24 protein-coding genes and 4 pseudogenes are annotated in these 24,063 nt (G+C 68.2%); 18 read left to right on the plus strand and 10 right to left on the minus strand.

Annotated elements, in window-relative coordinates:
* The first annotated feature begins 29 nt into the window (after nt 1-29).
* Nucleotides 30-1,517: a sialidase family protein gene (locus AC07DS_RS26205; RefSeq protein WP_479149033.1), complete on the plus strand. Its 1,488-nt coding sequence runs from the start codon at nt 30-32 to the stop codon at nt 1,515-1,517.
* 54 nt (nt 1,518-1,571) lie between these two features.
* Here the strand turns inward: AC07DS_RS26205 and AC07DS_RS26210 are convergent, their stop codons facing one another.
* On the minus strand, nt 1,572-2,102 hold the full coding sequence (locus AC07DS_RS26210; RefSeq protein ID WP_479149034.1) for a hypothetical protein: 531 nt from the start codon (nt 2,100-2,102) through the stop codon (nt 1,572-1,574).
* 140 nt (nt 2,103-2,242) lie between these two features.
* Between AC07DS_RS26210 and AC07DS_RS26215 the strand changes: the two genes are divergently transcribed.
* The 3 genes and pseudogenes from AC07DS_RS26215 to AC07DS_RS26225 all read left to right on the plus strand — a co-directional run bounded on the left by AC07DS_RS26215 (nt 2,243) and on the right by AC07DS_RS26225 (nt 4,072).
* The gene (locus AC07DS_RS26215; protein ID WP_479149035.1) at nt 2,243-2,737 is read left to right on the plus strand and encodes an NUDIX hydrolase; all 495 of its coding nucleotides are present in this window, start codon (nt 2,243-2,245) and stop codon (nt 2,735-2,737) included.
* 206 nt (nt 2,738-2,943) lie between these two features.
* On the plus strand, nt 2,944-3,870 hold the full coding sequence (locus AC07DS_RS26220) for a phytoene/squalene synthase family protein (protein ID WP_479149037.1): 927 nt from the start codon (nt 2,944-2,946) through the stop codon (nt 3,868-3,870).
* A gap of 104 nt (nt 3,871-3,974) precedes the next feature.
* Nucleotides 3,975-4,072: pseudogene (locus AC07DS_RS26225) on the plus strand.
* 21 nt (nt 4,073-4,093) lie between these two features.
* Here the strand turns inward: AC07DS_RS26225 and AC07DS_RS26230 are convergent.
* Nucleotides 4,094-4,459: a DUF6210 family protein gene (locus AC07DS_RS26230; RefSeq protein ID WP_479149374.1), complete on the minus strand. Its 366-nt coding sequence runs from the start codon at nt 4,457-4,459 to the stop codon at nt 4,094-4,096.
* Between the two features lie 175 nt (nt 4,460-4,634).
* Here AC07DS_RS26230 and AC07DS_RS26235 point away from each other — a divergent pair.
* Nucleotides 4,635-4,893: pseudogene (locus tag AC07DS_RS26235) on the plus strand (NmrA family transcriptional regulator); the annotation flags it as partial.
* A gap of 55 nt (nt 4,894-4,948) precedes the next feature.
* Here the strand turns inward: AC07DS_RS26235 and AC07DS_RS26240 are convergent.
* Both AC07DS_RS26240 and AC07DS_RS26245 read right to left on the minus strand, forming a co-directional pair.
* A complete protein-coding gene (locus tag AC07DS_RS26240) occupies nt 4,949-5,545 on the minus strand; it encodes a hypothetical protein (RefSeq protein WP_479149039.1) in 597 nt (198 codons plus the stop codon).
* Between the two features lie 171 nt (nt 5,546-5,716).
* Nucleotides 5,717-6,433, minus strand: coding sequence for a TetR/AcrR family transcriptional regulator (locus tag AC07DS_RS26245; RefSeq protein ID WP_479149041.1), 717 nt, complete (start codon nt 6,431-6,433; stop codon nt 5,717-5,719).
* 102 nt (nt 6,434-6,535) lie between these two features.
* Between AC07DS_RS26245 and AC07DS_RS26250 the strand changes: the two genes are divergently transcribed.
* Entirely contained in the window at nt 6,536-7,729 is a 1,194-nt protein-coding gene (locus tag AC07DS_RS26250) for an FAD-dependent monooxygenase (protein WP_479149043.1), read from the plus strand.
* 249 nt (nt 7,730-7,978) lie between these two features.
* Nucleotides 7,979-8,812: a PIG-L family deacetylase gene (locus AC07DS_RS26255; RefSeq protein ID WP_479149045.1), complete on the plus strand. Its 834-nt coding sequence runs from the start codon at nt 7,979-7,981 to the stop codon at nt 8,810-8,812.
* 145 nt (nt 8,813-8,957) lie between these two features.
* Here the strand turns inward: AC07DS_RS26255 and AC07DS_RS26260 are convergent, their stop codons facing one another.
* On the minus strand, nt 8,958-9,302 hold the full coding sequence (locus tag AC07DS_RS26260; protein ID WP_479149047.1) for a hypothetical protein: 345 nt from the start codon (nt 9,300-9,302) through the stop codon (nt 8,958-8,960).
* A 144-nt stretch (nt 9,303-9,446) separates the two neighbouring features.
* Between AC07DS_RS26260 and AC07DS_RS26265 the strand changes: the two are divergent.
* Nucleotides 9,447-10,275: pseudogene (locus tag AC07DS_RS26265) on the plus strand (IS5 family transposase).
* A 20-nt stretch (nt 10,276-10,295) separates the two neighbouring features.
* Here the strand turns inward: AC07DS_RS26265 and AC07DS_RS26270 are convergent.
* A complete protein-coding gene (locus AC07DS_RS26270) occupies nt 10,296-10,709 on the minus strand; it encodes a winged helix-turn-helix transcriptional regulator (RefSeq protein ID WP_361811258.1) in 414 nt (137 codons plus the stop codon).
* 103 nt (nt 10,710-10,812) lie between these two features.
* Here AC07DS_RS26270 and AC07DS_RS26275 point away from each other — a divergent pair, with 103 nt between their 5' ends.
* The 3 genes from AC07DS_RS26275 (at nt 10,813) to AC07DS_RS26285 (ending at nt 14,755) form a co-directional block, all read left to right on the plus strand.
* Nucleotides 10,813-11,664, plus strand: a complete 852-nt coding sequence (locus tag AC07DS_RS26275) for an alpha/beta fold hydrolase (protein WP_479149049.1) — start codon at nt 10,813-10,815, stop codon at nt 11,662-11,664.
* 245 nt (nt 11,665-11,909) lie between these two features.
* Nucleotides 11,910-13,322 carry a M1 family metallopeptidase gene (locus AC07DS_RS26280; protein ID WP_479149050.1) on the plus strand — a complete coding sequence of 471 codons (1,413 nt, stop codon included), beginning with the start codon at nt 11,910-11,912 and terminating at the stop codon, nt 13,320-13,322.
* Nucleotides 13,323-13,549: 227 nt separating this feature from the next.
* The gene (locus tag AC07DS_RS26285; protein WP_479149052.1) at nt 13,550-14,755 is read left to right on the plus strand and encodes an ISAs1 family transposase; all 1,206 of its coding nucleotides are present in this window, start codon (nt 13,550-13,552) and stop codon (nt 14,753-14,755) included.
* A gap of 149 nt (nt 14,756-14,904) precedes the next feature.
* Here the strand turns inward: AC07DS_RS26285 and AC07DS_RS26290 are convergent, their stop codons facing one another.
* Nucleotides 14,905-15,537: a hypothetical protein gene (locus tag AC07DS_RS26290; protein ID WP_479149054.1), complete on the minus strand. Its 633-nt coding sequence runs from the start codon at nt 15,535-15,537 to the stop codon at nt 14,905-14,907.
* A gap of 504 nt (nt 15,538-16,041) precedes the next feature.
* On the opposite strand from AC07DS_RS26290, the gene AC07DS_RS26295 reads away from it, so the two are divergent.
* The 4 genes from AC07DS_RS26295 (at nt 16,042) to AC07DS_RS26310 (ending at nt 18,025) form a co-directional block, all read left to right on the plus strand.
* Nucleotides 16,042-16,431: a DUF6221 family protein gene (locus AC07DS_RS26295; RefSeq protein WP_479149056.1), complete on the plus strand. Its 390-nt coding sequence runs from the start codon at nt 16,042-16,044 to the stop codon at nt 16,429-16,431.
* A 488-nt stretch (nt 16,432-16,919) separates the two neighbouring features.
* A complete protein-coding gene (locus AC07DS_RS26300) occupies nt 16,920-17,045 on the plus strand; it encodes a hypothetical protein (protein ID WP_479149057.1) in 126 nt (41 codons plus the stop codon).
* Nucleotides 17,042-17,215 (plus strand): hypothetical protein, encoded by a 174-nt coding sequence (locus AC07DS_RS26305; protein WP_479149059.1) that lies wholly within the window; start codon nt 17,042-17,044, stop codon nt 17,213-17,215. The genes AC07DS_RS26300 and AC07DS_RS26305 overlap by 4 nt, the downstream gene beginning before the upstream one ends.
* A gap of 510 nt (nt 17,216-17,725) precedes the next feature.
* Nucleotides 17,726-18,025, plus strand: a complete 300-nt coding sequence (locus AC07DS_RS26310; RefSeq protein ID WP_479149060.1) for a trypco2 family protein — start codon at nt 17,726-17,728, stop codon at nt 18,023-18,025.
* On the opposite strand, the gene AC07DS_RS26315 is transcribed toward AC07DS_RS26310, so the two are convergent.
* The gene (locus AC07DS_RS26315; protein ID WP_479149061.1) at nt 18,026-18,238 is read right to left on the minus strand and encodes a hypothetical protein; all 213 of its coding nucleotides are present in this window, start codon (nt 18,236-18,238) and stop codon (nt 18,026-18,028) included.
* Between AC07DS_RS26315 and AC07DS_RS26320 the strand changes: the two genes are divergently transcribed.
* On the plus strand, nt 18,237-18,566 hold the full coding sequence (locus AC07DS_RS26320) for an integrin alpha (RefSeq protein ID WP_479149063.1): 330 nt from the start codon (nt 18,237-18,239) through the stop codon (nt 18,564-18,566). The genes AC07DS_RS26315 and AC07DS_RS26320 overlap by 2 nt on opposite strands.
* Before the next feature lie 120 nt (nt 18,567-18,686).
* Here AC07DS_RS26320 and AC07DS_RS26325 read toward each other — a convergent pair whose 3' ends face one another.
* Nucleotides 18,687-19,718: a saccharopine dehydrogenase family protein gene (locus AC07DS_RS26325; RefSeq protein WP_479149065.1), complete on the minus strand. Its 1,032-nt coding sequence runs from the start codon at nt 19,716-19,718 to the stop codon at nt 18,687-18,689.
* Nucleotides 19,719-19,821: 103 nt separating this feature from the next.
* Between AC07DS_RS26325 and AC07DS_RS26330 the strand changes: the two genes are divergently transcribed.
* Both AC07DS_RS26330 and AC07DS_RS26335 read left to right on the plus strand, forming a co-directional pair.
* Complete coding sequence (locus AC07DS_RS26330; protein ID WP_479149066.1) at nt 19,822-20,766, plus strand: helix-turn-helix domain-containing protein; 945 nt, start codon at nt 19,822-19,824, stop codon at nt 20,764-20,766.
* 73 nt (nt 20,767-20,839) lie between these two features.
* Nucleotides 20,840-21,633, plus strand: a pseudogene (locus AC07DS_RS26335) (transposase); the annotation flags it as partial.
* A gap of 70 nt (nt 21,634-21,703) precedes the next feature.
* Here the strand turns inward: AC07DS_RS26335 and AC07DS_RS26340 are convergent.
* Nucleotides 21,704-23,965: an MMPL family transporter gene (locus tag AC07DS_RS26340; RefSeq protein WP_479149068.1), complete on the minus strand. Its 2,262-nt coding sequence runs from the start codon at nt 23,963-23,965 to the stop codon at nt 21,704-21,706.
* Nucleotides 23,966-24,063 lie beyond the last annotated feature (98 nt).

Raw genomic sequence — 24,063 nt, forward strand, 5'->3', positions numbered from 1 at the left:
CGGCGGCCGAGGCCCACAGGAGACCCTGCATGCCTGTACGCCTGCCCATGACCACCACGGCTGCCGTTGCCGCCGCGCTCCTGCTCACTGCGGTCACCGGCGCCGCTCCAGCCGCAGCCGCAGCCGACCATGCTCGCGGCAGTGGACTGCTGGACAGGGTGACCTTCGGCGACCCGTACGCCAACTGCACCATCGGCGCCAGGTCCCCCGACAGCGTCGTCTACCCCGGCACCGAGGTCGAGCCGTACCTCTCCGTCGATCCGCGTTATCCGAAGCGCGTGGTCACCGTGTTCCAGCAGGACCGTTGGTCAGACGGCGCCGCGCGCGGACTGGCGGCCAGCTGGACGAAGGACGGCCGGACCTTCCACGAGAGCACGCTGCCCTTCAGCGCGTGCGCCCCGGGCGGCGCGGACTACGAGCGGGCCTCCGACCCCTGGGTGAGCACCGGGCCGGACGGCACCGTCTATGCCAGTGGGGAAGGCGTCGATTTCACGAAGAGCACGCGCAGCGCCCTTCTGGCCGTCACGTCCCGTAACGGCGGCCGCACCTGGGAGAACCTCACCACCACACACGTCGACGAAGAGCCGTTCTTCAACGACAAGCCCTCGATCACCGCCGACCCCATCCGCAGGGGCACGGCCTACCAGGTCTGGGACCGCCTCAACAACAACCCTCCCGAGCCGAGTTCGATCGACGGTCCGGGCTACATCTCCCTCACCCGGGACAGGGGCCGTACCTGGAGCCAGGCACGCCTTTTCGTGGACACCAGCACCGTGCCCAACACGCAGACCATCGGCCATGTGATCGTCGTCAACCCGCGCACCGGCACGCTGTACGACTTCTTCGACTGGATCACCTCCTCCGACGACCTGAGCACCGTCACCGAGGCCCACTACGCCGTGGTGACCTCAACCGACGGCGGCAGGACCTGGAGCGCTCCGACCACCGTGGCCCGGGACACCTCTGTGCCGGAGGTCGATCCGAACGACCCCGCCAAGACGCTGCGCGCGGGGGCCACCCTGCCCAGCCCCGCCATCGATCCCAAGACCGGCGCGCTGTACATGGCCTACGAGGGCTCGGACTTCTCCGGCGGCGCGTACAACTCAGTCCAACTCGTGCGCTCCACCGACGGCGGGCGCACCTGGAGCCGGACTCCGGCGCTCATCAGCCCCAAGGGCGTGCCCGCCTTCTCACCGTCGATCGCCGTCGACAAGCGGGGCACTGTCGCACTCACCTACTACGACCTGCGCTTCCTCAAGCCCGGCAACACAACCACACTGCCCACCGCCTATCAACTGGCCACTCTTCCGCACGGTGACCCGGGCCGCCGCTCAGAGCGACGCATCTCCCGAATCTTCGACTGGCTGCAGGCGCCCAACGCCGGGGGCTATTTCCTCGGCGACTACCAGGGCCTGGCCGCCGCCGGCAACGGGGTACGGGCAGTGCTGACGGAGACCAACTCCGGTGCTCCGCACAACCGCACGGACGTGTACAGCGGTAGCCTGCGTACGCGCTGACGGTGCAGGAGCCGGTGAGGCGGGACGTGCAGGCGGTGTCATCCGGGGCATCGCTCATCCGGAGCCGCCCGACTCCTCGGTGACGCCCGCTCCGGATCCGGCCGGCTCCTGCCGGGCAAGGAACTCCTCGAATGCCGCCTTCTGCTTCGGATCCATGAAGCCTTGGCGGACAGTGCGGGCCTGCTCCTGGAGCCAGTGCGCCTCGTCGGGGTCCAGCAGCTCTGCGACCACCACCCCTTGGCGAGCAACCGCCGTGCGCCCTCCTACGCGACGACGAAAGAGCGTGTACGCACCGAATTCCGCTGGGTGGCCCAGTTCCCGCTCCTCCACCACAGCTTGCTCCTCTTCCTCTTCCTCTTCCTCTTCCTCTTCCTCAGCGACACTCGTCGGGTAGGCGGAGGGCGCCCAGTGCTCCCAGAGCGCCAACGTGGCCGCGGGCACTAGCACCGCGCGTTCCGCCTTGTCACGCCCCTCCCACATGAACGTGACAGAGACGGGCTCGCCGACCACCTCGGCCAACCCGAGCACCCTCTCCATCTCATCGTTGATCGGATACCCCACCACTACATCGATCTGTATGCCCATGGTGCCTGAGGCTACTGACCGCTTCCGACAAGCCAGTCCAGGGCGCCTGCGCCTCACCGAGAGGCTCGTTCTCCGTGAGCCATTGGGCTCGACCTGCCTGTTCGATCGCACCGCTTGCTGCAGGCAGCTAGCGTGTCCGGATGCCGACTGTGAACCTGCGTCATTCAGTCCGCGCGATCATCCTCGACGAGGACGAGCGAATCCTTCTCTGCCGGTTCGCGATTCCGGAGCCGGCAGGAACCGTGGTGTGGACGACTCCCGGCGGCGGAATCGAACCGGGCGAGACGCCGCTTGCCGCGCTGAGGCGAGAACTCCAGGAAGAGGTCGGTCTTGCCGTCCCAACCGATCCGCCGCACGTCTGGCACCAGGAAGTCGTAGCCCCTGGGCACGCCAAGGGCTACGACGGCGTCATCAACGACTACTTCCTCGTACGCACTCCCCCATTCGACCCACGCGGAACCCTGTCCGACGACCAGCTCGCCGCGGAGAACATCAGCGGTCTGAAGTGGTGGCACCCGCGCGAGATCGTTTCCTATGACGGAACCGACCTGTTCTCCCCGCGTGACCTCGCGACCTCCTTGACAGCATTGATCACCGCGGGTGCTCCGTCTGCGCCCATCCACCTCGGTCTGTGAACGGACACTCCCTTCGTGGCGCGTGCAGGACTGCTGAGGCCTCGCTTGGACCCGCGGCAGATGTAGGGCCCCGGAAGCGCCTTATGCTGCTCTCGTATGAAGGATCTTGGTAGTCAGATCGCGTTGCCGCCTGAACTCTCTGCCGACCCGGGACCCATGACTTCCTGGACCTCCAGGAACCAGCCACCACGCGAGGAGATCGATCATTGTCCCGATGGTCCGCCGCCCTTGACCAGGCCGGCGTCAGCGATCAGGAAATGCGGCGCGCTTACGACGTCCAACGCAAGCTCGTACGGAGCTACCGCCGTGAGGAGTACCTCGCGGCTCGCCTGCTGCTTCCCGCCGAACTTCGCCCGTACGTCCTGGCCGCAGTTGCCTTCATGCACGAAACGGACCGCCGAATCGACCTCGGAGACGTCAGCGCTCGGAACGAGGCTCTTCGCTCCTGGAACAGCGAGGTGAGGGCGGTCCTGGACGGCGCGAAAACCGACCAGGACACACTCCGCGCCCTGGAAGACACAGTGCGTCGCCATGCGCAGATGGCCGAGCGTGTGTGCGACTTCCTTGACGGAACTCCCGTAGAGGCGGCCTGGCGCGGTTTTGAGAGCGAGGCCGAGTTGCAGATTTACGTGGACCGCTACTCAATGCCGGCCCTGATGCTCACGGCCTGCCTCATAGGCCCACTTCCAGGGGCTGCACAGTACGAGGCGTTCGAGAGGGGGTGCCGCAAGCTCATCGAAGCGATGCAGCGCATCGACTTCCTGGCCGACTTGCCCGAGGATCTGCAACAGGGGCATATCGGCGTTCCGCGGGACGAGCTGCTGCGTCATGGTCTGGACGTTGAGGATCTTCGTGAACGGCCCGAGGCATGCGTGCCTGCGATGGAGAGAGTGGTGAACGCCCAAACGGCTCTCGCTGATCGAGTGTTCTCGCAGGCTCGGGAGCTGCCCGCACTCGTGGAGCCGCAGTATCGCCCGTTCCTGCGCGCCCTGATGGCCGTCCAAAGACTGCGTCTTCTGGCGGTCGAGGCTGCTGGTGGCTCTGTCCTCAAGAACGGGGCGCGCCCAGCCGCTTCAACGACTCTGAAGATCCTCTGGCAGGAGTATCGGGCGTTCAGGAAGCTTCAGCACTGAAGACGTCCTGGCAACGCAAGGCAGATCCACGTCAGGCCGGCGTCAGTGGGGTCTGCCAATGTTGTTCACGTGAACGGCGCGGGTCACCCCGAGGCCGGGAGCAGGGAGAGGTGCCCGGAGTGGTTGATCGGGGACCAGCGAGCACGCCTCAAGGTCGGGCCTCACGAGGCCCACGCAGGTTCGAATCCTGCCCTCTCCGCCAGTACGTCCACGGGTTGTGTCGTCAGTCCGAGTTGCCCCACAACAGCACTCCCGGTCCATCCGGCGTGATCACCGGGATCCATGACTCATCAGCGTCACGGATTCGGCTTTCGTCCAGTCTCAAGGTATGCCGCTCCTCAGCGTGTCCGTCGAATGACCAGTAGGGGACGGTCTCGACGATTCCGCGGAGCTTCCTGCGTTCATCGTCCGCCCACAGGTAGCTCCACGTGCCCCCGCCGCCGAACTCCTCCTCGAACAGTTGGCGCAGCGAGTCCAGCGCATCAGGACCGAACACCGGCACGAGGAAGCCCTCGACCTGCCCCTGTCGGCATACGTGACCGCCGTACTGCTGGTGGTAGAAGACGCCGGTCTGTGCCTCGACGACCACGTGCAGCCCTCCGTCGGCCGTGTCGTCCTGATCAAGAGTTACGAAGCATCGAGAGGTCACGGCGGCAGTCTTCTCGATATCTGGCCGCTCCTTCAACGACTTTGCCCACCTCAAGATCACAGGTACGGGCCGTGGGTGAAGGGGCGCGAGTGATGGCCGGCGCGGCGACCGGGCGTCCCCCAACGACCTGGCCCGCATCATGACCGAACAGCTCGGCCGCCCCGTCCGCTACGAACGCCAGCCGCTCGACGAGCTGTCCGCCACCCTCGTCGGCCACGGCCTCGACAAGGCGTTCGTCCAGGGCATCGTCGACATGAAGCGTGCCAAGGACGAGGGCCTCGACGCCGGCATCGCCCGCACTCCGGAGACCGCCTCCCCCCACCAGTTTCGAGCAGTGGTGCGCCGGGACCCTCAAGCCCGCCGTCCTTTCCTGAAGTCCGGCCCTCGGCGCCGGAGCACAAGCAGCTCGGCGAACCAAGCCCAGCGGACTCAGCTAGCCTGCGGCCAAGTCGCCACAAGGGCTCGCCAATCCGGAAAGCGGGGACCGGAGACCGTCTCCTGGCTGATCTCACCGTTGAGCCAGCACACTTGCTCGGGGCCGCCGTCGCCGGTGTCGAACAGGCAACACACTCCGCCGCTGGCGGCGGTGAGGTCGGTGAATGCCCTCCTGACGTTGCGCGACCGCGCGAACAAGCGGCTCATCCCCGACGTCGCTGCCCAGCACTCCAGCGACGCGTAACCGGGGTGCAGGAGGGACTCGAACCGGATCGTCGCGTAGACATAACCGATCTGGATGCGCCCGTCCGCGTCGGGTTCAGGGCCGCCCGTCTTCGTGTACTCGCGCAGTGCGTCATCGACGTCGAACATGATGGATGTGTCGAGCTTGAGCGTGCTGCTCGTGGAGCAGTCGACCGGCTCGCTCTTGAAGTGGGACGTGAACGGGAGGACGAGCCGCTCACCGCCGGGCAGGGTGACCTCGAGCGGCGGCACGCGAGTGGCCGGTGGCGCCAGCGCGGCCAGATTGGCCAGTGCCTTGGCGACGTTTTGGGGATGCAGGTAGATGTCGTAGCCGTAGGTCAGCCCCATTCTTCCCCCTCTGCCGGGTCGAACCGCACCTTCTCATGATCCGCCCCGGCGAAGCCTGCCGATTTCCCAGGGGGTGCGCCGATCCGGTGCCATAGTCGTTTGCCGGCACTGGCATCGGCCGGGTGCGCCTGAGGCGACCGGCAATGCACCGAGGGGTTGTCCAAGCCGCGATCAACGTGCGCGCTTGTCGATGAGTGCGGCCAAGCCGTCCAGAATGCGCTGCAGCCCGAACTCCCATGCCTGATCGTGTCCGTCGGATTCGGCCGCTGAGGCGAGGGCCGCGGCGAGCGCGGGAAATCGCTCGCCGTGTGCCTGCATCAGATCGGCGAGCACGGCGCCCAGTTGGGCCTCGGGATTGCCCGCGGGGCCCGCTGCACGAATATGTTGGGTGATGCCGCGTACGTGACTCACCAGCAGAACGGCCGCGTCCATCCGCTCGGCACCGCTCAGCCCAGTACCGTCCAGAGCCGAGATGGCGTGCTCCAGCCAGGACAGCTCTCCAGGCCCCGGGGTCCGCGGCCCGACGGTGGCGTCCAGCGCCCAGGGGTGGCGGCGAAATACGGTGATCAGCTGGCGGGCCCATGCCTCCATCTGTTCCCGCCAGCCACCGCGCCGCGCTTCTGCGCTCGGGTAAGGGCCGATCGCGGCGTCCACCATCAGAGCGACCAGTTCCGCCTTGCCCGGCACGTACCGGTATAGCGCCATCTTGGTCACGCCGAGTTGCATGGCGACGCGCTGCATGGACACCTCGGCCAACCCCTCCGAGTCGGCGATCTCGGTCCCGGCCTGCGCGATGCGATCAAGGTCGAGTTTCGGTCGGGGACCCCGCGCGGGCTTGGGATGCGGACCCCACAACAGCCGCACCACCTCGGCCTGTTCGCCATCCATGTCTGCCGCCCTTCCTTCCCCGTCCTTGCCGAACCAACTGTGTCCAAGGTACACAGTAATTATAAGTGTCCGTGGGACACAGTTTCTGGAGCGGAGGAACCTGTGAACAGGAACGTGCTCATCTCTGGCGCGAGTACCGCCGGCCCGGCGCTGGCCTACTGGCTGGGACGCCACGGCTTCAGGCCCACCGTGGTCGAACTCGCCCCGCACCTGCGCCAGGGCGGCCAGGCCGTCGACTTCCGTGGTGAAACGCATCTGACCGTGCTGGAGCGCATGGGCCTGATCCCCGAACTACGACGCATCCAGACCGGCGGCAGCCCGATGCGATTCGTCGACGAAGTCGGCCGCACCCTGCTGCGTCTGCCGGCCGAGTTCGCCGGCGGCGACATAGAGGTACTTCGCGGAGACCTGGCCCGAGTGCTGTACGAACACAGCCTCCCGTACACCGAGTACATCTTCGGCGACTCGATCACCAGCCTCGCCGAGACGTCCTCCTGCGTGCGGGTCGGCTTCCAACGCGGGGCATCACGCGACTTCGACCTGGTCATCGGGGCGGACGGACTGCATTCCAACGTCCGTCGTCTCGCCTTCGGCCCGGAGGAGGATTATGTGAGCCACCTCGGCTATTACGCCGCCACCTGGCAGTTGCCCAACGACCTGGGCCTGGGAAAGGGGTCGATCGGCTACACCGTCCCGGGTCGGTTCGCCTCCGTCGGCGCCGACCACCGGGACGCGGCCAAGGCGGGGGCGTTCTTCGTATTCGCCTCGCCGGAGCTGTCGTACGACCGCCACGACCCTGAGCAGCAAAAGCGTCTCATCGGCAACGCGTTCTCCGGTCTCGGCTGGGAGGTGCCCCACCTTCTCGGCACGCTGCACCAGGCTCAGGACCCGTATTTCGACTCGATAAGCCGGGCGGACGTGGATACCTGGTCCACGGGGCGAGTGTGCCTGGTCGGGGATGCCGCCTGCGGAGCCACGATCGGCGGCATGGGCACGGGAACTGCGGTGGTCGCCGCCTATGTGCTGGCCGGTGAACTCGCCCGGGCCCAGGGCGACCACCGGGTGGCCTTCACCCGATACGAAAGCAGGCTCCGCAAGTACGCCAAGGGCTGTCAGGCAGGCGGTGACCGCACCGGGAAGTTCTTCGCACCCGGCACCGCCGCCGGCATACGCTTCCGCAACGCCCTGTTGTCCCGTCCCTTGTTCCTGAACGCAATGCTCAGGCTCGGGGAGAGAGTCAGCAGCACCGTGGCCCTGCCCGACTATCCGACCGACCCCAGCCGCGTCAGCCGATGACGCGAAGGCCAAGGACCAGGGGTGTTCCGGTGTGCAGCGGGAACAGCAGGCCGGGCCGAGAGCGTTGCACCGCCCAAGAGACCGGCGCCACGCGAGCGGGGAACACAGAGACCAACAGGCCGTCCCGACGTGATCCGGGGCCTTCGGGTCCGCGGTACCCCGTCATCCGGGATCTGATATTGAGGGACGACCGCCTTTACGTCCGCCGCACACGCGGACCTAGGCTTTTTCACACAGGAGGACTGTTTTATGAATGACCGGCCCTTGACGCTCATGGCGGTGCACGCCCACCCCGACGACGAGGCCACTGGCACAGGAGGTGTCCTCGCGCGGTACGCGGCGGAGGGCATTCGCACGGTCCTGGTGACCTGTACCGACGGCGGTTGCGGTGACGGACCGGGGGGTGTCAAGCCGGGCGATCCCGGGCACGATCCGGCGGCCGTCGCCTCGATGCGGCGTCAGGAACTCGAGGCAAGCTGCGAAGTCCTGAAGGTCAGTCATCTGGAGATGCTGGACTACGCCGACTCCGGGATGATGGGCTGGCCGACCAATGACGCCCCCGGCTCCTTCTGGCAGACACCTGTGGAGGAAGGCGCGGCCCGGCTCGCGGAACTCTTTCGACGCTATCAGCCCGATGTGGTCGTCACCTACGACGAGAACGGCTTCTATGGCCACCCCGACCACATCCAGGCCAACCGCATCACGATGGCGGCACTGGCGATGACCGCTCTGACACCCAAGGTGTACTGGACGACGGCGCCCCGCTCGATGATGCAGCGGTTCGGCGAGGTCATGCGCGAGTTCAGCGCGGACGCGCCGGAGCCGGATCCCGCTGAGACCGCCGCGATGGCCGAGATCGGACTCCCTGACGAGGAGATCACCACCTGGGTGGACACGAGCGCGTTCGGCGGCCAGAAGTTCGACGCACTGGCCGCACATGCCAGCCAGGGCGAGAACATCTTCTTCCTCAAGATGGGCCGCGAGAGGTTCACCGAGTTGATGGGCGTCGAGACTTTCGTACGTGTCCAGGACACCACCGGAGCAGCCGTGCCCGAGAACGACCTCTTCGCCGGACTGCGCTGATCCACTCGCCCACCGGGTGGTCTGAGAGCTCATGGATGGTCCGTACGGCTCGTTGGCGTACTCGTCCGTCCGCAGGCTTGCTCACGCGAGTTCCGCTCCGACGGCCTCTTGATCATCAGAGTGGTCCTGCTCGGTTGCGTGGCGGTTACGAGGACGCAGTCGGACCAACCGGGCAGGGCTGCTGAGCGGGAGCATTCGACATGCTGGGCGGGGATCGACCAGACGGACTGCTGGGCGGTGTCCACGTCGAGCTGCGGGCCGCCCAACACAGCCCCTCCCACCATTTCTGTCCAGTCACGACCTGCACCTTGCCGCTCGCGATGCAGAGCGGATTCATCTTGCACAGGGCCGCCTTGGCGAGACGCTCAATCGCGACTCCGGCGTGGAGGGCGAACTCGTCGTACTCGCTGCGCGCATGGTCGTCCATAGCCTTGTGCGCGGCCTTCTTGGCGCCCTTGAAGAAGCTCTCGAAGGAGAGCGAATCGTCCATGTCGGGACGGTAGCCCCATCTGCCCCGGACAACTTCAGATTTGTTGGAGTCCGGCACTATGGCATGTATCGAAAGTGGATCTTGAACGGGAAATGATCTTGGTTCGTGGCGCGTGGAGATCTGGCAGAGGAGTAATGGGCGGTACTGGAGCCGCTGTTGCCGAAGGGCAAGAGATCCGGCCGGCCGCCGATACGGACCAGGAGACAGCTAATCGACGGCATACGCTTCCGGGTCCGCACCGGTACCCCGCGGCGGGATGTGCCGGAGCGGTATGGCCCTGGGCGTACGACCTGTCCCGCCGCTGGCAGCGGAACGGCACCCGGGAGCGGATCTTCACCGAACTGCGGGCCCAGGCCGACGCGAAGGACCTGATTGCCTGGGACCTCAACGTCGAGTCCACCATCGTCCGTGCCCACCAGCACGCTGCCGGGGCGCGAAAAGGGGGGATCTGCAGAAGGAGCCGCCCGGCGGCGTCGCCGCCGGGCCGGTCGACCATGACCTCGGACGCTCGCGCGCCGGCCTGACCACCAAGCTGCACCTAGCCGTCGAGCAGCGACAAAAGCCCATGTCGATCGCCATCACCGCAGGGCAGCGAGGGGACGCCCCGCAGTTCGAGGTCGTCCTGGGCCGCATCCGGGTTCCCCGGCTGGGGACGGGCAGGCCCCGCACTCGGCCACGGCGGGTCCGCGCGGACAAGGCGTACGCCTCTCGCAAGAACCGCGCCTACCTGCGACGGCGTGGCATCCACTGCGCCATCCCGGACAAGGCCGACCAGGCCCGCAACCGCAAGAAACGCGGCTCGCTTGGCGGTCGGCCGCCGGAATTCGACCCGATTGACTACCGCGAGCGGCACGCGGTCGAGTGCGGTATTAATCGCCTCAAAAGACACCGGGCCGTAGCCACGCGGTATGACAAGTCAGCGGTCCGCTATGAGGCGACCGTCCTTGTCGCGGCCATCAACGAGTGGCTGTGACCAGCACATTCGATCCACGGCTAATTGGGGGGTGACTCGTCGGCGAGTTGGTTGCTGCGGTCGATCTCCGGCATGTGCGTCTCGGCCCAGACCCGTAGGGCGGAGAGCGGTCCTTCGAGGGACAGGCCGAGCTCGGTGAGCCGGTAGTGGACGGCGGGCGGCACGGTGGGTTCCACGCGGCGCGCGACCAGACCATCGCGGACCAGGCTGTGCAGGGTGACGGACAGCATCTTCTGTGAGATGCCCGGGATACGACGCCGCAGTTCCGCGAAACGGAGCTCCCCCGGAGCCTCCTCGGCCAGCACCTTGACCGCCATCGACGTCCACTTGGTGCCGATACGGTCGAGCAACTGGCGAGTCGGGCAGCGCGGATCCAGCAGGTCCCCGCGCTCACCGGGTCGCTGGTCACGTCCGCCGGGCCTCGACGTGGTCACCTGGGGCTCACCACCTGAAGGGAAAGTGCCGTCTTGGGGAGACCAGGGTAGTTCCCTAGCGTGACCTGGTCACCATCACTCACCAAGCACCTGGAGTCCCTCCATGCCCGAGCTGCGACGCGTCCTCGCCAACGGTGTCGAACTGAACGTCGCCCTCTCCGGATCGGGCCCGGCTGTCCTGCTGCTGCACGGCTTCCCGCACACCTGGGAGCTGTGGACGGACGTCATGGCCGATCTGTCCTGCCGCTACCGCGTCATCGCGCCGGACCTGCGCGGGTTCGGCGCGAGCAGCCAGGCCGCCTCCGGGTACGACGCGGGCACCCTGGCCGAGGACGCCGCGGCGCTTCTCACCACGCTCGGCGTGTCCTCGGCCGCGGTGGTGGGCATCGACGCGGGCACCGCGCCGGCCTTCCTCCTCGCCCTGCGCCGCCCTGGTCTCGTCCGGCGCCTGGTCGTCATGGAGTCCCTTCTGGGCAGGCTGCCCGGCGCCGAGGACTTCCTCGCCTACGGGCCGCCGTGGTGGTTCGGCTTCCATTCCGCCGCGCCCGGCCTTGCCGAGACCGTGCTGGAGGGCCACGAGGCTGCCTACGTCGACTGGTTTCTGAGCGCCGGCACGCTCGGCGACGGTGTGCGCCCCGCCCTCCGGGACGCGTTCGTCCGCGCATACACCGGCCGCCAGGCGTTGAGCTGCGCGTTCTCGTACTACCGGGCCCTGCCCGAGAGCGCAGTACAGATCGAGCAGGCGGTCGCCACTGCCCGCCTGACGGTGCCAACGATGGCGCTGGGCGCCCGGCCCGTCGGTCCTGCGCTAGAACGCCAACTCCGCCCGGTCACCGACCATCTCACCGGACACGTCATCGAAGACTGCGGCCACATCATCCCGCTGCACCGGCCGCACGCCCTGCTCACGCTGCTGCATCCGTTCCTGGCCAGTGAGGACGCGAAAGCAGCGTGACCGGGGCGCAGGGCCGCGTCGTTCAGGTGATGTGTCCTGGTTGATCACATGCCGAGGGTGATCAGTGGACGGTTGGCGTCGCGGGTGTGGTGGCGGAGGCCAGCGGCGATGTTCGTCTGGTTGGCGATCCGTCGGCGGCGCACGATCTGGACGGCCTGCACCTCCCCTCTTCGCGCGGGCCTGTGTCGGCCGTGGGGAACCCTGTGACAAGATCCGCTGGCATGTCATCTGTCATGTCGTCTGCCATGCCTTCGTTGCCCACGGGCCCCTCAAGAACCGGTCGCCGTCTGCTGGTCGCCCTGCTCGCGCTGCTCGCGACAGCAGGCTCCACCGTGGCCGAGGCCGGCACGCCGTCCGGCCCGGCGCCCGGCGTCGCGGTGAGAGCGGCCGAACGCGCGACGCCCGACCGCCCCAGCTACGACGTGAAGCTGCGCGCCGACGCCGACGGCTCCCACTGGGCGGGCCGGCAGACGGTGTCCTTCCGCAACGCCTCCAGCCGGCCCCTGCGTGAGGTGTACATACGCCTGTGGGGCAATGGCGAGGACGGCTGCGGGACATCCGGAAGACCGTCCCCCGTCCGCGTCTCCCACGTGCGCGGCGGCACTCCGGGCCGCCCCGGCGTGAAGTGCACGGCGCTGCGCATCGCTCTGCCGAGGCCGCTCGCACGCGGTGAGCGGACGGCCGTCTCCTTCGACGTGGCCCTCACCGTGCCCGCACGCAACAACCGCTTCGGCCGCGAAGGCGCGTTCCGCTTCCTGGGCAACGCGCTGCCGGTCCTCGCCGTGCACGACGCGAGGGGGTGGCACCTCGATCCGTATGTGTCGTACGGCGAGAGTTTCTACACCCTGGCGAGCGACTTCCGGGTGCGCCTCGACCACCCGTCCGCCCTCAAGGTCCCGGCGACCGGCAGCACATGGACCCGCCCCGGCGGTACCGGGCGTACGGTCACCCACAGCGTCGCCAAGCGGGTGCGGGACTTCGCATGGGCGGCGGGCCCGTTCCGCACCGCGACCCAGACCTCGCCCAACGGCGTGCGCGTGAAGTCGTACTGGTCGCCGAACACGCCCGCCGCCGGTGTCCGCCTCAACCGCAAGGACGGCGTCGCCGCCATCGACCGGTTCGGCAGGGAGTTCGGCCGCTATCCGTACGGCGAGATAGACCTCGTGATGACCCCCGGGTTCGCCGGCGGCATGGAGTACCCCGGCCTGGTCATCCTCGGCACCGAGGAGGAGGGCGGCGCCACCGTCCATGAGATCGCCCACCAGTGGTGGTACGGCGTCGTGGGCAACGACGAGTACAACTCACCCTGGCTGGACGAGAGTTTCGCTCAGTACGCCAACGCGCGCTACTACCGCTGGGACGGGTTCGAGTGCTCGCCGGACGACTCCTGGCCGAGCGCCACCGCCGCGCTCACCAACTCGATGGCCTACTGGTCTACACACCGTGGCGAGTACTCCCAGGTCGTGTACGGGATCGGCCCCTGCGTCCTGGCCGACCTGGAGCACGTCCTCGGGGCCGGCACCATGGCGCGCCTCATCAAGAAGTACGCCCACGACCACTGGTACGGCGTCTCCACCACCGTCGACTTCAAGAAGGCCGCACAGTCGATGACGCACAGGGACCTCGGCCCCTTCTGGCGGAAGCACCGCATCCGCTGAAGTCGCACTCCGCTCGCGGGTGACGGGCGTACCCCGTCGGCGCCACGATGACGGTGACCGACGGAGTACGCGGGCAGGGCGGCGTCGTTCCGGCGGTGCATCCGGGTTGATGGGGCTTCAGGAGCTGGGGCAGGACTGCGGGGTGGTCGGCGGGGGCTGACGCGGAGGCAGGCGCGACTTCCGGTGATCATGAGGTATCGAGTCCCTGATCACCACGACGGAAGACCGTGCCTGCCCGCTCATCCTCGCTCATCCCGCGCCCTCTGGGCCAACTCGCCGACACCGCGCCGACCGTCCCCGATGACCTCCCCGGCCTGCTGACCTGCCTGGCTCAGGTGCCCGATCCCCGCCGGGACCAGGGCCGACGCCACCCGCTCGCCTTCGTCCTCTCCCTGGCCGCGTGCGCGGTCCTGGCCGGAGCGAAGTCCCTGGCCGCGATCGCGGAGTGGGCCGCCGACGCCCCGCCCAACGTCCTGGCCCGGCTCGGTGGCCCATGCCGGGAGCCGGGCCGCGGCCCCGTCGCCCCGGCCGAGGCCACCGTGCGTCGTGTCCTCCAACGCATCGACGGCGACGCGCTGGATACAGCCGTCGGAAGTTGGCTCGCCGGGCGCGAACGCGCCGCCGGCCAGGAGGAGAACGACAGCGACCGGCGACCCCTGCCCTCCCTCGCCGTGGACGGCAAGACCGTGCGCGGTGCCCGCCGCACCGACGGCACCCAGGTCCATCTGCTCGCCGCGATGACGGGGACCGGCCTGGTCACCGCCCAGCGCGAGGTGGACGCCACGACCAACGAGATCACCGTCTTCCAGCCCCTGCTTGCCCCGCTCAACCTGCACGGCACGGTGGTCACCTTCGACGCCCTCCACTCGCAGACCGCCCACGCGCGCTTCCTCGTCGAGGACAAGCACGCCCACTACATCGCGCTGATCAAGGGCAATCAGCCCACCCTGCACCAGCGGCTGAAGGCCCTGCCATGGCGGGAAGTGCCACTCCTGGACAAGACGCGGGCCACCGCGCACGGCCGCGACGAGATCCGCCGGATCAAGGCCGCCGCCGTCGCCGGGATCGCGTTCCCACACGCGGTGCAGGCCGTCCAGATCGTGCGCCGCCGACGGATCGCCACCACCGGCAAGGTCACCCTGGAACGCATCTACGGGGTGACCGACCTGACCGCGGAGCAGGCCGACGCAACCGAGATCGCCCGCCGCGTCCGCGGCCACTGGGGCATCGAGAACAAGATCCACCACGTCAGGGACACCACGTACGCCGAGGACGCCTCCCGTGCACGCACCGGCACCGCTCCACGTGCCATGGCATCCCTGCGCAACCTGGCCATCGGCGCTCTCCGACTCGCCAACCAGACGAACATCGCCGCTGGCCTCCGCCACCACACCCGCGACGCCAACCGTCCACTGATCACCCTCGGCATGTGATCAACCAGGACACATCACCTGAACGACGCGGCCCTGGACCGGGGCGTGGCTGACATTCGATACACGCCCTAGGACGAACCACACAACTCGTCCGCCCCCCGGGTTGAGTCGGCGGACGTTCTCGTACGTCGACACGCCACCGGCCTGGCTCAGCAGGTTAAGCTGGTTCGCCACGTCCGTGGGGTCTCGGCCAGATCCAGAAGCTGTTCCTGGTTCCGCTGACGTCTGCCCCTCAGGACGACCTGACGGGCGTCAGTGGCGGCCCTGACGGCCTCCCTGTCGAAGGGGAGCCCGAGCCGGTTGGCGTGCTTCGTGATGGTGCCGACTGCCCAGTCCATCTGACGGGCGATCTCGTTCCTGCTGACACCGTCAGCGTGGAGCTGACGGAGCCGCTCCTCGTCCTCTGCGGAGAAGGTTCGGGCCACAGCCAGCTCACCCCCCTCACGTGCGTGTGGTGACGGGTGACCGGGCTGCGTCGGCTTCTGCACACCTGCTGCGCTTCGTGCACTCCTGGCTCTAGCGTGGCCCTTTCGATCTGGAGGGGGGATCCGACGACCGAGAGGCGCCAGTACAGGCGTGGGGAATGGATTGGCGCTGGGGGTGTTCTTCGTGATCGTGATGGCGGTGGCGGCGTCGTGCTGGCCGAGTAGTTCGGACGGCGAAAGCAGTTCGGACACCGACACCAGCACCGAGCAGTCCTCGCAGCACAGCAGCTCCGAGGCGAAGGACCCGAGCGGAGGCCTGCCGGTGACGGCCTCGCGGTTCAGGGAGTGGCCGTTCACGCTCAGTGCAGGCGTCTCCGAAGCCGGGCCCGTCCCATGCACCCCGGAGGTACTGGTCGCCGAGGTTGCCGAGCCAGGCAAGCTGGAGCGGCCGGCTCAGGAATCCATGGGGCCCAGCGCTTCATGGCCCTCTCCAAGCAGGACCAGCAGGAAGCCCGGGCCGCCATGCGTCGGAGGGTGTCCGGGGTCCGCTCGGCCTGACGCCCGTGGACGATGTGCCAAGAGGATTCGCAGAGGGGGGAGGGTGACGACACCACCGTCCTCCTCGGCCTTCCGCACCTCGTCCAGCAGCTCGGGGAGGACGGGGCGCTGGTCGGAGCCGCGGTGGAAGATGGGCCAGGTGTACTGCGCGATGCGCATCGGTGCCTCCAAGGCGATGGTTGTCCGTCTACCACCTACTGCTGCAAGGCCCGCAGCAGACAGGAACCTCAGGGCAGAGGTTCTGATGGGGTGTGATCCAGGTAGACGATGGCGCCTTCAGCAATGCCGACAGGAGAGTAGACGATGAGAGATTTCGCGGCTGCGATGGAGTTCCTCAAGGCCCGTCTTCGCGAGGACGAAGCTGCTGCACGCGCACTGAAGCCCGTCAAGAATGAGGAAGTGGCACGGTTGCAGGCCCGGGTCCTCGCCGACGTCGAAGCGAAGCGCAGCCTCGTGGCCTGGGTGGAGGCCAACCAGGGGACGACATGGAAGGCGAACGCTGAGGCCAAGGGCCTCCCCCTCTGGAAGAAGGCGATCGTGGACGTGATCGCCGGTGTCCCTGAGTTTTTCCGTAGCCCGGTGATCTCCAGACTTGTTGCGGCGTATGAAGGCCACGACGACTTCCGGCCCCAGTGGAAGCTGGTCGAGGTTCAGGACGAGCGCGAGCCCGCCGATCAGGCAAAGCGTCGGTGAACCCTGAAGTCCGCCAGGAAGCCCTGAGACGCCACGGCCTGACGGAGACCCAGGACGGGCTTCGAGCTGACCGCGCAGGGCTTCCAGAGGGCTTCCAGGCGGGCTCTCGACCTAGGGAAGCAGGGGGATCCGGAGACGGTCCGGATGTTGGCCTTGCTCTCTGACGATCCGGTCCGCTGAGAGTTCTGCCGGTGCATCCAGATCGAGGCCTTCTCCGCCGAGATACACGCCGCTGGAATTGGAAAGGGGCGCCCTTACCAGTAATTCCTAGAGAGAATTCAGGCCCCCAGGGAAGCCTGCACCCCCCGGGAGCTTCTCGGACCAGGCGCTGGGCGAGCTGATGAAACAGGGGGAGTTCGATGAGTAACCACTTGGAATGGACGCAGAAGGCGTATTACAAGGCGAGTGGTGGGGACCGCGTCGGTCTGCTCGCGCTGGATGACGGCCGCTGAACGCTGGCGTGGGCGTACGCCGATCTGCACTGCTCGATGCAGGTGATCAGGGTCGACCCGGAGCGGGCCCAGGAGGTCTTCAACACTTCCCGCTCGCAGGCCGAGAGGCGCGAGGGTCTGCGGTACGACTCCCGCCAGAAGTGGCAGATGAGTTCCCTGTGAGCGAGCAGATGTACAAGATCCGGGTCTTCAGCAACGAGCCGGAGTTCAAGCCGAGCGGCGGTGCGGTGTACGAGGTCGTGGACGTGACCAAGGAGTACGCCGACGCTCACGTGGAGCGGGTGAAGGCCGAGCACCCCAACTGGTCGTTCTACGTGGAGCCCCAGGCATGAGCGCCCGATGCCCCGAATGCCATGAGCCGGCCGTCGAGTCCCCAGCCACCGACATAGCCGCGGGCTGGGGCCCTCCGCCCGCCCCGGAGTCACGAGGACGGCTCGGCTCTGTGCCCCGTCGTCGGGGCCAACGGATACGAGCGCGCACAGCCGGAATCCCTCCAGGGGAGGGTCTCGTCATCATCGACCCGGAGGCCCCTGGAGGCCGCAGACAGGTCCGATACGATCCCGTGGTGAACGGCCGGACTATCGCCTCCCCGGCCATGAAGAAGCTCGTCCACGGCCTCGTCAAGGACGCCGAGTAGGCCAGCCTGAAGAAGGAGCTGATGGACGAGTGGGTCGAGAGCCAGTTGGCGATGGCCCCGCCCCTGACGGTCACCCAGACCCAGATGCTCCGGCGTACGAAGGGCGGCTTGATCCGGGCCGCTCGCCGCTCCGCGTAGCTACTTCGGAACCGTGTGTCACTTCCCTGTCGTCTCGGATCCTGACGTCTCAGATGGAGGTAGCCCCATGGCAGGCATTGGACTGAAACAGGCCATCCAGGCAGCGTACGAGGAGATGCACGAGGCGCTCACGGAGATCCCTGCTCAGCCGGACCTCAACTTCGAGTACCAGGCCATCGAGATGGAGTTCACCGTGGAGATGGCGGAGTCCAAGGAGAAATCCGGCGGCGTGAAGGTCTGGGTTGTTGAGGGAGCGGCGAAGGGGGCATCCGAGGAAAGGACTACGCACACCGTGCGCTTGTCGATCGTGCCCCGTGGCCCGGGCTGGGAGCCGGGCCCGTTCGCACATATTGGGCGTGGGCGCTGATCACTTCCAGCGGACTTCGATCCGCATCGGATTGAAGACGTTGAACGGCCTGGTCGCGGGATGGATGATGACCTCCTCGATCAGGCCCCGGTGCACCGCCTGCTTTCGGGGCACCGAGTAGTTCTTCCACCCGGCCCGCAGCTCGACCGTCCCGATCTCGATCACGTTCGTCTTCACCGCCAGCTCGGCCAACTCCCGCTGGACATTGGCCATGCGCCCCTTGACGCGCCAGTCCTTCCACCAGGTCACGCCGGATGTACCGGGCGCCGCCGAGGCCGGCGACCACTTCGGCTCCTCGCTGCGGCTGCGTGACATCAACGGCAACGGCGGGGCGGACCTGGCGATCGGCGCGTTCGATGAGGACGTGGTGCCTCGGGGGTACGACGACGGGGCGGCGTGGGTGCTGCGCGGCATGACCTCGGGCCTGACGACGTCGTATGCAACCGCCTTCAACGCGACGGACGCTATCCGGTGGTCGAGGGCCGCAAGTTCGCGGATGTCTTCGCCCGCTGACCACACCCGTTCACACCGACCGACTTAGTTACCACGAGAAGTCGCAACAACGATGCGAAACAGGATCCTTTCCGCGACGGTGATCCGAGTCCGCGGGGATCGTCCCGGTCATCGGTACGTGAAGCGGGCCGTGTGGGCGGGCCGACCGTTACGGGCGCAGGTCCAGGGTGATGTGCGGGGACAGTGCGCTCAGGAAGTGGGGCGCGTCGAAGATCTCGCCGGCTGAGGCCACGCCGACCGTCCTGGTCCGGCCGGTGAGGATGCGGTGGACCGCTTCCACCGCGAGCGGTGCGGTGACAGCGTAGATGTCCTGGCCCCGGGCCACGGCGCGCCGTTCGGTGTCGCCGGAGCGTACGACGACGTCGACGAGGAAGGTCTGTGCGGAGCGCCCGTGTTCGTCGACCGCGGTCGGGGTCGGCGTGTCCGGGGCCACGACACCGCCGGCTGCCTCGGTCGTCATGTACGTGCGCACCTCGGGGATGGACAGGTGGCTGGGGATGGTGACGACGTCGGCCATCGTGAACTCGCCGATGACTGCCCGGGGGCCCATCGGGTCGGGGAAGGGCCACTTCAGGGTGGGCAGTTGGTCGTCGTGGTACTCCAACTGCCCGTTCTTGAAGCGGACACGACGGCCACCACGCCGCTCGACGGAGATCTTGCCCGCGGCGCGCGTCCCCTGCGTGGGCTCCCAGCTGTTGAGTCCGTACGCGATGTGAGCCTCGTCGGCCTTGGTCCAATCGCCCATCGCGGCGGTGGCCAGCAGGTCGCCGAGGCCGCCGTAGAAGGCCATCGCGGGGACGATCACCGCGCCCGTGTCGTGGGCGCGGTCCGCAAAGTGAGCGAAGGTGTCGGCGTTGGCCTCGATCTCGGCCGCCACATCGACGTACGGGATTCCAGCGCGCAGGGCTGCTTCGATCACCGGAGCGGCCGTTGTGGCGAAGGGCCCCGCACAGTTGATGACGGCTGCCACGCCGTCCAGCGCGCGATCGAGCGAGACCGAGTCGTCGACCGACGCAGGACGGACGTCGAGTCCGGGGTACTCGTCCGCCAGAGCCTGCAGCTTGTGGACATCGCGCCCGGCCAGGACCGGGACGAATCCGCGCTCCTGGAGGTGTGCCACAACGAACCGGCCGGTGTGCCCGTATGCGCCGTACACCGTCACCGTCTGCCCCGTTGCCATGACTTCTCTCCCGTGTTCCGAACTGATCGACTGCATCCATCCTCGCGTGATTGAACTGTCAATCATGAGTGTCTGGAACGACATGTCCCGTACAGTTTCGGACATGAAAGCTGTCGCGTTGGCCGTCACCGACGGGATGCTGCACTTCGAACTGTCCGTGGCCCACGAGGTCTTCGGCTCCGCCCCGGCAGCGGTCACCGTCCCCTGGTACGACCTCACGGTCTGCGGGCCGGACATCGTGCCCTTCGGCCGGTTCCGCCTGGAGCCCGACCACGGCCTCGACCACCTCCAGAACGTCGGCACCGTGATCGTCCCCGGCTGGGCCGACATCGACGTGAACCCACCGGCCGAACTCGTCGACGCACTGCGCGCGGCCCACGACGCGGGTGCCCGCGTGGCCTCCCTGTGCACCGGCGCGTTCGTCCTGGCCGAAGCCGGCCTGCTGAACGGGAAGCGCGCCACCACCCACTGGGCGCACACCGACGTGCTGGCCGCCCGCTACCCCGAGGCGCAGGTCGACCCGGACGTGCTCTACGTGGACAACGGGAGCGTGCTCACCTCCGCCGGCAAGGCCGCCGCGCTGGACCTGTGCCTGCACCTGGTCCGCCTCGACTACGGCTCGTCGGTCGCCAACGCCGTCGCCCGCCGCCTGGTCGTCCCACCGCACCGCTCCGGCGGCCAGGCCCAGTTCGTCACCGCCCCGGTGCCCGCTCAGGACGACCACCCGCTCACCGCCCTGTTCCCCTGGATCATCGAGCGGCTCGACCAACCACTGAGCGTGGAGGACCTGGCCCGCCAGGCCCGGATGAGCTCACGCCACCTGGGCCGCCAGTTCCGCGCGGCAACCGGCACCACTCCCCTGCAATGGCTGCTGGCCCAGCGGATCCGCCACGCCCAGGAGCTCCTGGAGAAGACTGACGACGGCATCGACACCATCGCAGCGGCCACCGGCATGGGCACCGCCACGACACTGCGCCGTCACTTCAACCGCACTCTCGGCGTCCCTCCGGACACCTACCGCCGCACCTTCCGCTCACGCACCCACTAGGGCGCGTATCGAGTCGTGATCAGTTTGCGGGATGGGCCTTCGTGGCACGGTCCGGTCCGATAGACGGTCTTACGTGACGCGAGCACAACTGACCGATCCGGATTGGGAGTTCATCGAGTCGTACCTGCCGATCGGCGAGTACGGCCCGTACCCCGAGCGACTGCGGCAGCAGTTCGAGGGCGTGATCTGGCGGTTCAAGACGGGCGGGCAGTGGCGGGAGGTGCCGACGGAGTTCGGCGCCTGGTCGACCGTCCACAACCGCTTCCGGCAGTGGCGTGACGCCGGCGTCTTCGAGGCTCTGCTGGAGGGCCTGATCACGGAAGCCGCGAAGCGGGGTGAGGTGGACCTGTCCCTGGTCAGCATCGACTCCACCACCGCCCGAGCCCACCACGACGCGGCCGGGATGTACCTCGACGAGGACGTCGTCACCGCCCTGGAGAAAGCCGCGGCCGAGGAGGAGAAGGCCAGGTCATCCCCGTCCTGAAGAAGGTACGGGTACGCGGGCCCGTCGGCCGAGCCCGCATCCGGCCGGACGCGGTCGCCGGGGACAAGGCGTACTCGTCCCGCGGAAACCGTGCCCACCTGTGTAAACGCCGTATCAAGGCGGTCATCCCGGAGAAGGCGGTCATCCCGGAGAAGAAGGACCAGGCCGCCAACCGGAAGAAGAAGGGCTCCAGAGGTGGCCGACCCGTCAGCCACGACGCCGATCTCAACAAGGAGCGGAACACCGTCGAACGCCTGATCAACAAGCTCAGAGCATGGCGAGGCATCGCCACCCGATACGACAAGACTCCCGACAGCTACCTCGCCGGTCTCCACCTGCGCGCCTCGATGATCTGGATCAAGGACCTCACCAGGACCACCCGGCGATCACGACTCGAAATGCCCCTGGGTGACGCGCTGAGGTGCCGGACGCCAAGGGCGGGCGGGAGTTGAGTCAACGGTCAACCAGCCGTGGACGCGGCGCCTCACCCGTGGATTCCGCGTCGGTGCCGACCGGGCCGCGGGGAAGCATCCGGTCCAGCCACTTCGGCAGCCACCAGTTGGTCCGGCCGAGGAGTGTCATGGTCGCCGGTACCAGCACCATGCGTACGACCGTGGCGTCGATGAAGATCGCGGTGGCCAGGCCGAGCCCGAACATCTTGGTGGAGGGGTCCTCGGCGACGGCGAAGGACAGGAAGACCGCCACCATGATGAGGGCGGCCGAGGTGATGATCCGGGCGGTGCGCGAGACGCCCTCGACGATCGCCGTGCCGTTGTCGCCGGTGCGCAGGTACTCCTCGCGTACGCGGGAGAGGAGGAACACCTCGTAGTCCATCGACAGGCCGAACAGGATGGCGAAGAGGAACATCGGGATGAACGACACGATCGGAACCGTCGCCTCCAGCCCGATGAGTGCGCCTCCCCAGCCCCACTGGAAGACCGCGACCATGATGCCGTAGGCCGCGCCGATGCTCAGCAGATTCAGCAGTACCGCCTTGAGCGGTACGACGACCGAGCGGAAGACCAGCATCAGCAGCAGGAACGACATCGCCAGCACGGCGGCGACCAACACCGGCAGACGTTCGCTGGTGCGTCGGCCCACATCGGACAGGCTCGCGGCGGCCCCGCCGACGTGCGCCCTGGCCGGGCCGTGCCCGATCGCCGCGGGCAGCACCTCGGCGCGCAGCCGGACGATGGTGTCGGCCGTGGCCTCGTCCTGAGGGCTGGTGGTCGGGAACACCACGAGGGTCGCGACGCCGGTGGCCCGATCGATGCGCGCCGGTGCGACGGACGCGATCCCCGGATCCGCCGCGACCCCCGCGACGAGACGGTCCACCACTCCCGGATCACCCGCGGGGTCCGCGGCGATGACGAGGGGACCGTTGGTGCCCGGGCCGAATCCCTCGGCGACGAGTTCGTAGGCCCGGCGCTCGGTACGGCTCTGCGGCAGTGAGCCGTCGTCGGGCAGGCCGACGCGCAGGCCGAGCACGGGCAGCGTCGCCGTCAGCAGCAGCGCCACGGAGCCGACCGCGTACGGCACCGGGTGCCGGCCGACGTGCCCGAGCCAGCGCCGCCACCCGACGGCGGGGACGGCGCCCGCCGCCGTGTCCCGCCGTCGGCCGAGGCGGCCCGACCGCCCGGCCCGAAGTGCCCGGCCGATCCGGCCGGCTTGGCCCAGCCGCGGGCCGGCCGCGCCGAGGAAGGCCGGCAGTAGCGTCACCGACGCGAGCACCATGGTCAGGACGACGATCGAGACTGCCAGGCCGCCCACCGTCATGAACGGCACGTTCGCGACCGCCATGCCGAGGATCGATACGACGACGGTGCCGCCGGCGAAGACCACGGGCCGCCCCGCCGTGGCCACCGCCCGTCCGGCTGCCTCGTGTGGATCGAGCCCGCGCGCGAGGTACTCCCGGTGTCTGGCGAGCACGAACAGCGCGTAGTCGATGCCCACTCCGAGCCCGACCATGCTGCCCAGGACCGGTGCGAAGGTGGGGACGTCCGTCACCCCCGCCAGTACCGTCATCGTGGCAACGCCGACGGTCAGCCCGAAGACCGCCATGCCGATCGGGAGCGCGGCGGCGACGAGCGAACCGAACGCCAGGAACAGGATCGCGGCGGCGGCAACGATCCCGATCAACTCGCTTGCGCCGCCGTCGGGGTCGGAGAAGGCGTAGAAGAGGCTCCCGCCCATCTCGATCCGCAGGGGCAGCTCGGTGCGCAGCCGGTCGCCGAGATCGACGAGGGCGTCGAGGTCCTCGGCCGACAGTCGGCTCTGGTCGGGGTACTGCACCCGGACGACCGCGATCCGTCCGTCGGCCGAGACAAGTCCGCCGCGCACGGCGGTGTCCCGGCCTGCGTCGAGTGCCCGCGCCGGGTCGCTCGTGCCGAGCACGTGCGGCAGCCGCTGCACCTCGGCCCGCAGCCGCGTGAGAGCGGTGCGCGCGCCGTCGTCGTCGAAGAACGTCGCACCGTCGTCGAGGGGGGTGACGACCACTTGGGCGGTCATCCCCTCCTGACCCGTGCCGGCCCGCTCGATCAGTTCCGCGGCCCGTTGGGAGTCCAGTCCCGGAGCGGTCATCGAGTCCGCGGTCCGCCCGCCGAAGGCGAGGGCGGCGAGGACGGCGAGCGTGGCGGCGAGCAGCCATGCCGCGATCACCCGCCAGGGATGGCGGGCGGCGCTTGTGCCCAGGCGCAACAGGGCTTTCGAGAGCATCGGGTCCTCCAACCACCTCGTCGGCCGTCCTTGTACGGCCGCCGATGCCGAGGCTCGTCGCCACGGCGCTCCGCGGCATCGGCCCGCGGGCCGCGGAT

Source organism: Streptomyces sp. NPDC044064 (assembly GCF_056434245.1).

Excerpts from the sequence above, each read along its gene's own strand:
- AC07DS_RS26280 (WP_479149050.1), top strand. The coding sequence starts at position 11,910 with ATGCCTTCGTTGCCCACGGGCCCCTCAAGAACCGGTCGCCGTCTGCTG.
- AC07DS_RS26315 (WP_479149061.1), bottom strand. The coding sequence starts at position 18,238 with ATGGCCAATGTCCAGCGGGAGTTGGCCGAGCTGGCGGTGAAGACGAAC.
- AC07DS_RS26320 (WP_479149063.1), top strand. The coding sequence starts at position 18,237 with ATGCGCCCCTTGACGCGCCAGTCCTTCCACCAGGTCACGCCGGATGTA.
- AC07DS_RS26240 (WP_479149039.1), bottom strand. The coding sequence starts at position 5,545 with ATGGGGCTGACCTACGGCTACGACATCTACCTGCATCCCCAAAACGTC.
- AC07DS_RS26260 (WP_479149047.1), bottom strand. The coding sequence starts at position 9,302 with ATGGACGATTCGCTCTCCTTCGAGAGCTTCTTCAAGGGCGCCAAGAAG.
- AC07DS_RS26330 (WP_479149066.1), top strand. The coding sequence starts at position 19,822 with ATGAAAGCTGTCGCGTTGGCCGTCACCGACGGGATGCTGCACTTCGAA.
- AC07DS_RS26205 (WP_479149033.1), top strand. The coding sequence starts at position 30 with ATGCCTGTACGCCTGCCCATGACCACCACGGCTGCCGTTGCCGCCGCG.
- AC07DS_RS26255 (WP_479149045.1), top strand. The coding sequence starts at position 7,979 with ATGAATGACCGGCCCTTGACGCTCATGGCGGTGCACGCCCACCCCGAC.
- AC07DS_RS26310 (WP_479149060.1), top strand. The coding sequence starts at position 17,726 with ATGGCAGGCATTGGACTGAAACAGGCCATCCAGGCAGCGTACGAGGAG.
- AC07DS_RS26325 (WP_479149065.1), bottom strand. The coding sequence starts at position 19,718 with ATGGCAACGGGGCAGACGGTGACGGTGTACGGCGCATACGGGCACACC.
- AC07DS_RS26215 (WP_479149035.1), top strand. The coding sequence starts at position 2,243 with ATGCCGACTGTGAACCTGCGTCATTCAGTCCGCGCGATCATCCTCGAC.
- AC07DS_RS26300 (WP_479149057.1), top strand. The coding sequence starts at position 16,920 with ATGCAGGTGATCAGGGTCGACCCGGAGCGGGCCCAGGAGGTCTTCAAC.
- AC07DS_RS26245 (WP_479149041.1), bottom strand. The coding sequence starts at position 6,433 with ATGGATGGCGAACAGGCCGAGGTGGTGCGGCTGTTGTGGGGTCCGCAT.
- AC07DS_RS26275 (WP_479149049.1), top strand. The coding sequence starts at position 10,813 with ATGCCCGAGCTGCGACGCGTCCTCGCCAACGGTGTCGAACTGAACGTC.
- AC07DS_RS26295 (WP_479149056.1), top strand. The coding sequence starts at position 16,042 with ATGAGAGATTTCGCGGCTGCGATGGAGTTCCTCAAGGCCCGTCTTCGC.
- AC07DS_RS26340 (WP_479149068.1), bottom strand. The coding sequence starts at position 23,965 with ATGCTCTCGAAAGCCCTGTTGCGCCTGGGCACAAGCGCCGCCCGCCAT.
- AC07DS_RS26210 (WP_479149034.1), bottom strand. The coding sequence starts at position 2,102 with ATGGGCATACAGATCGATGTAGTGGTGGGGTATCCGATCAACGATGAG.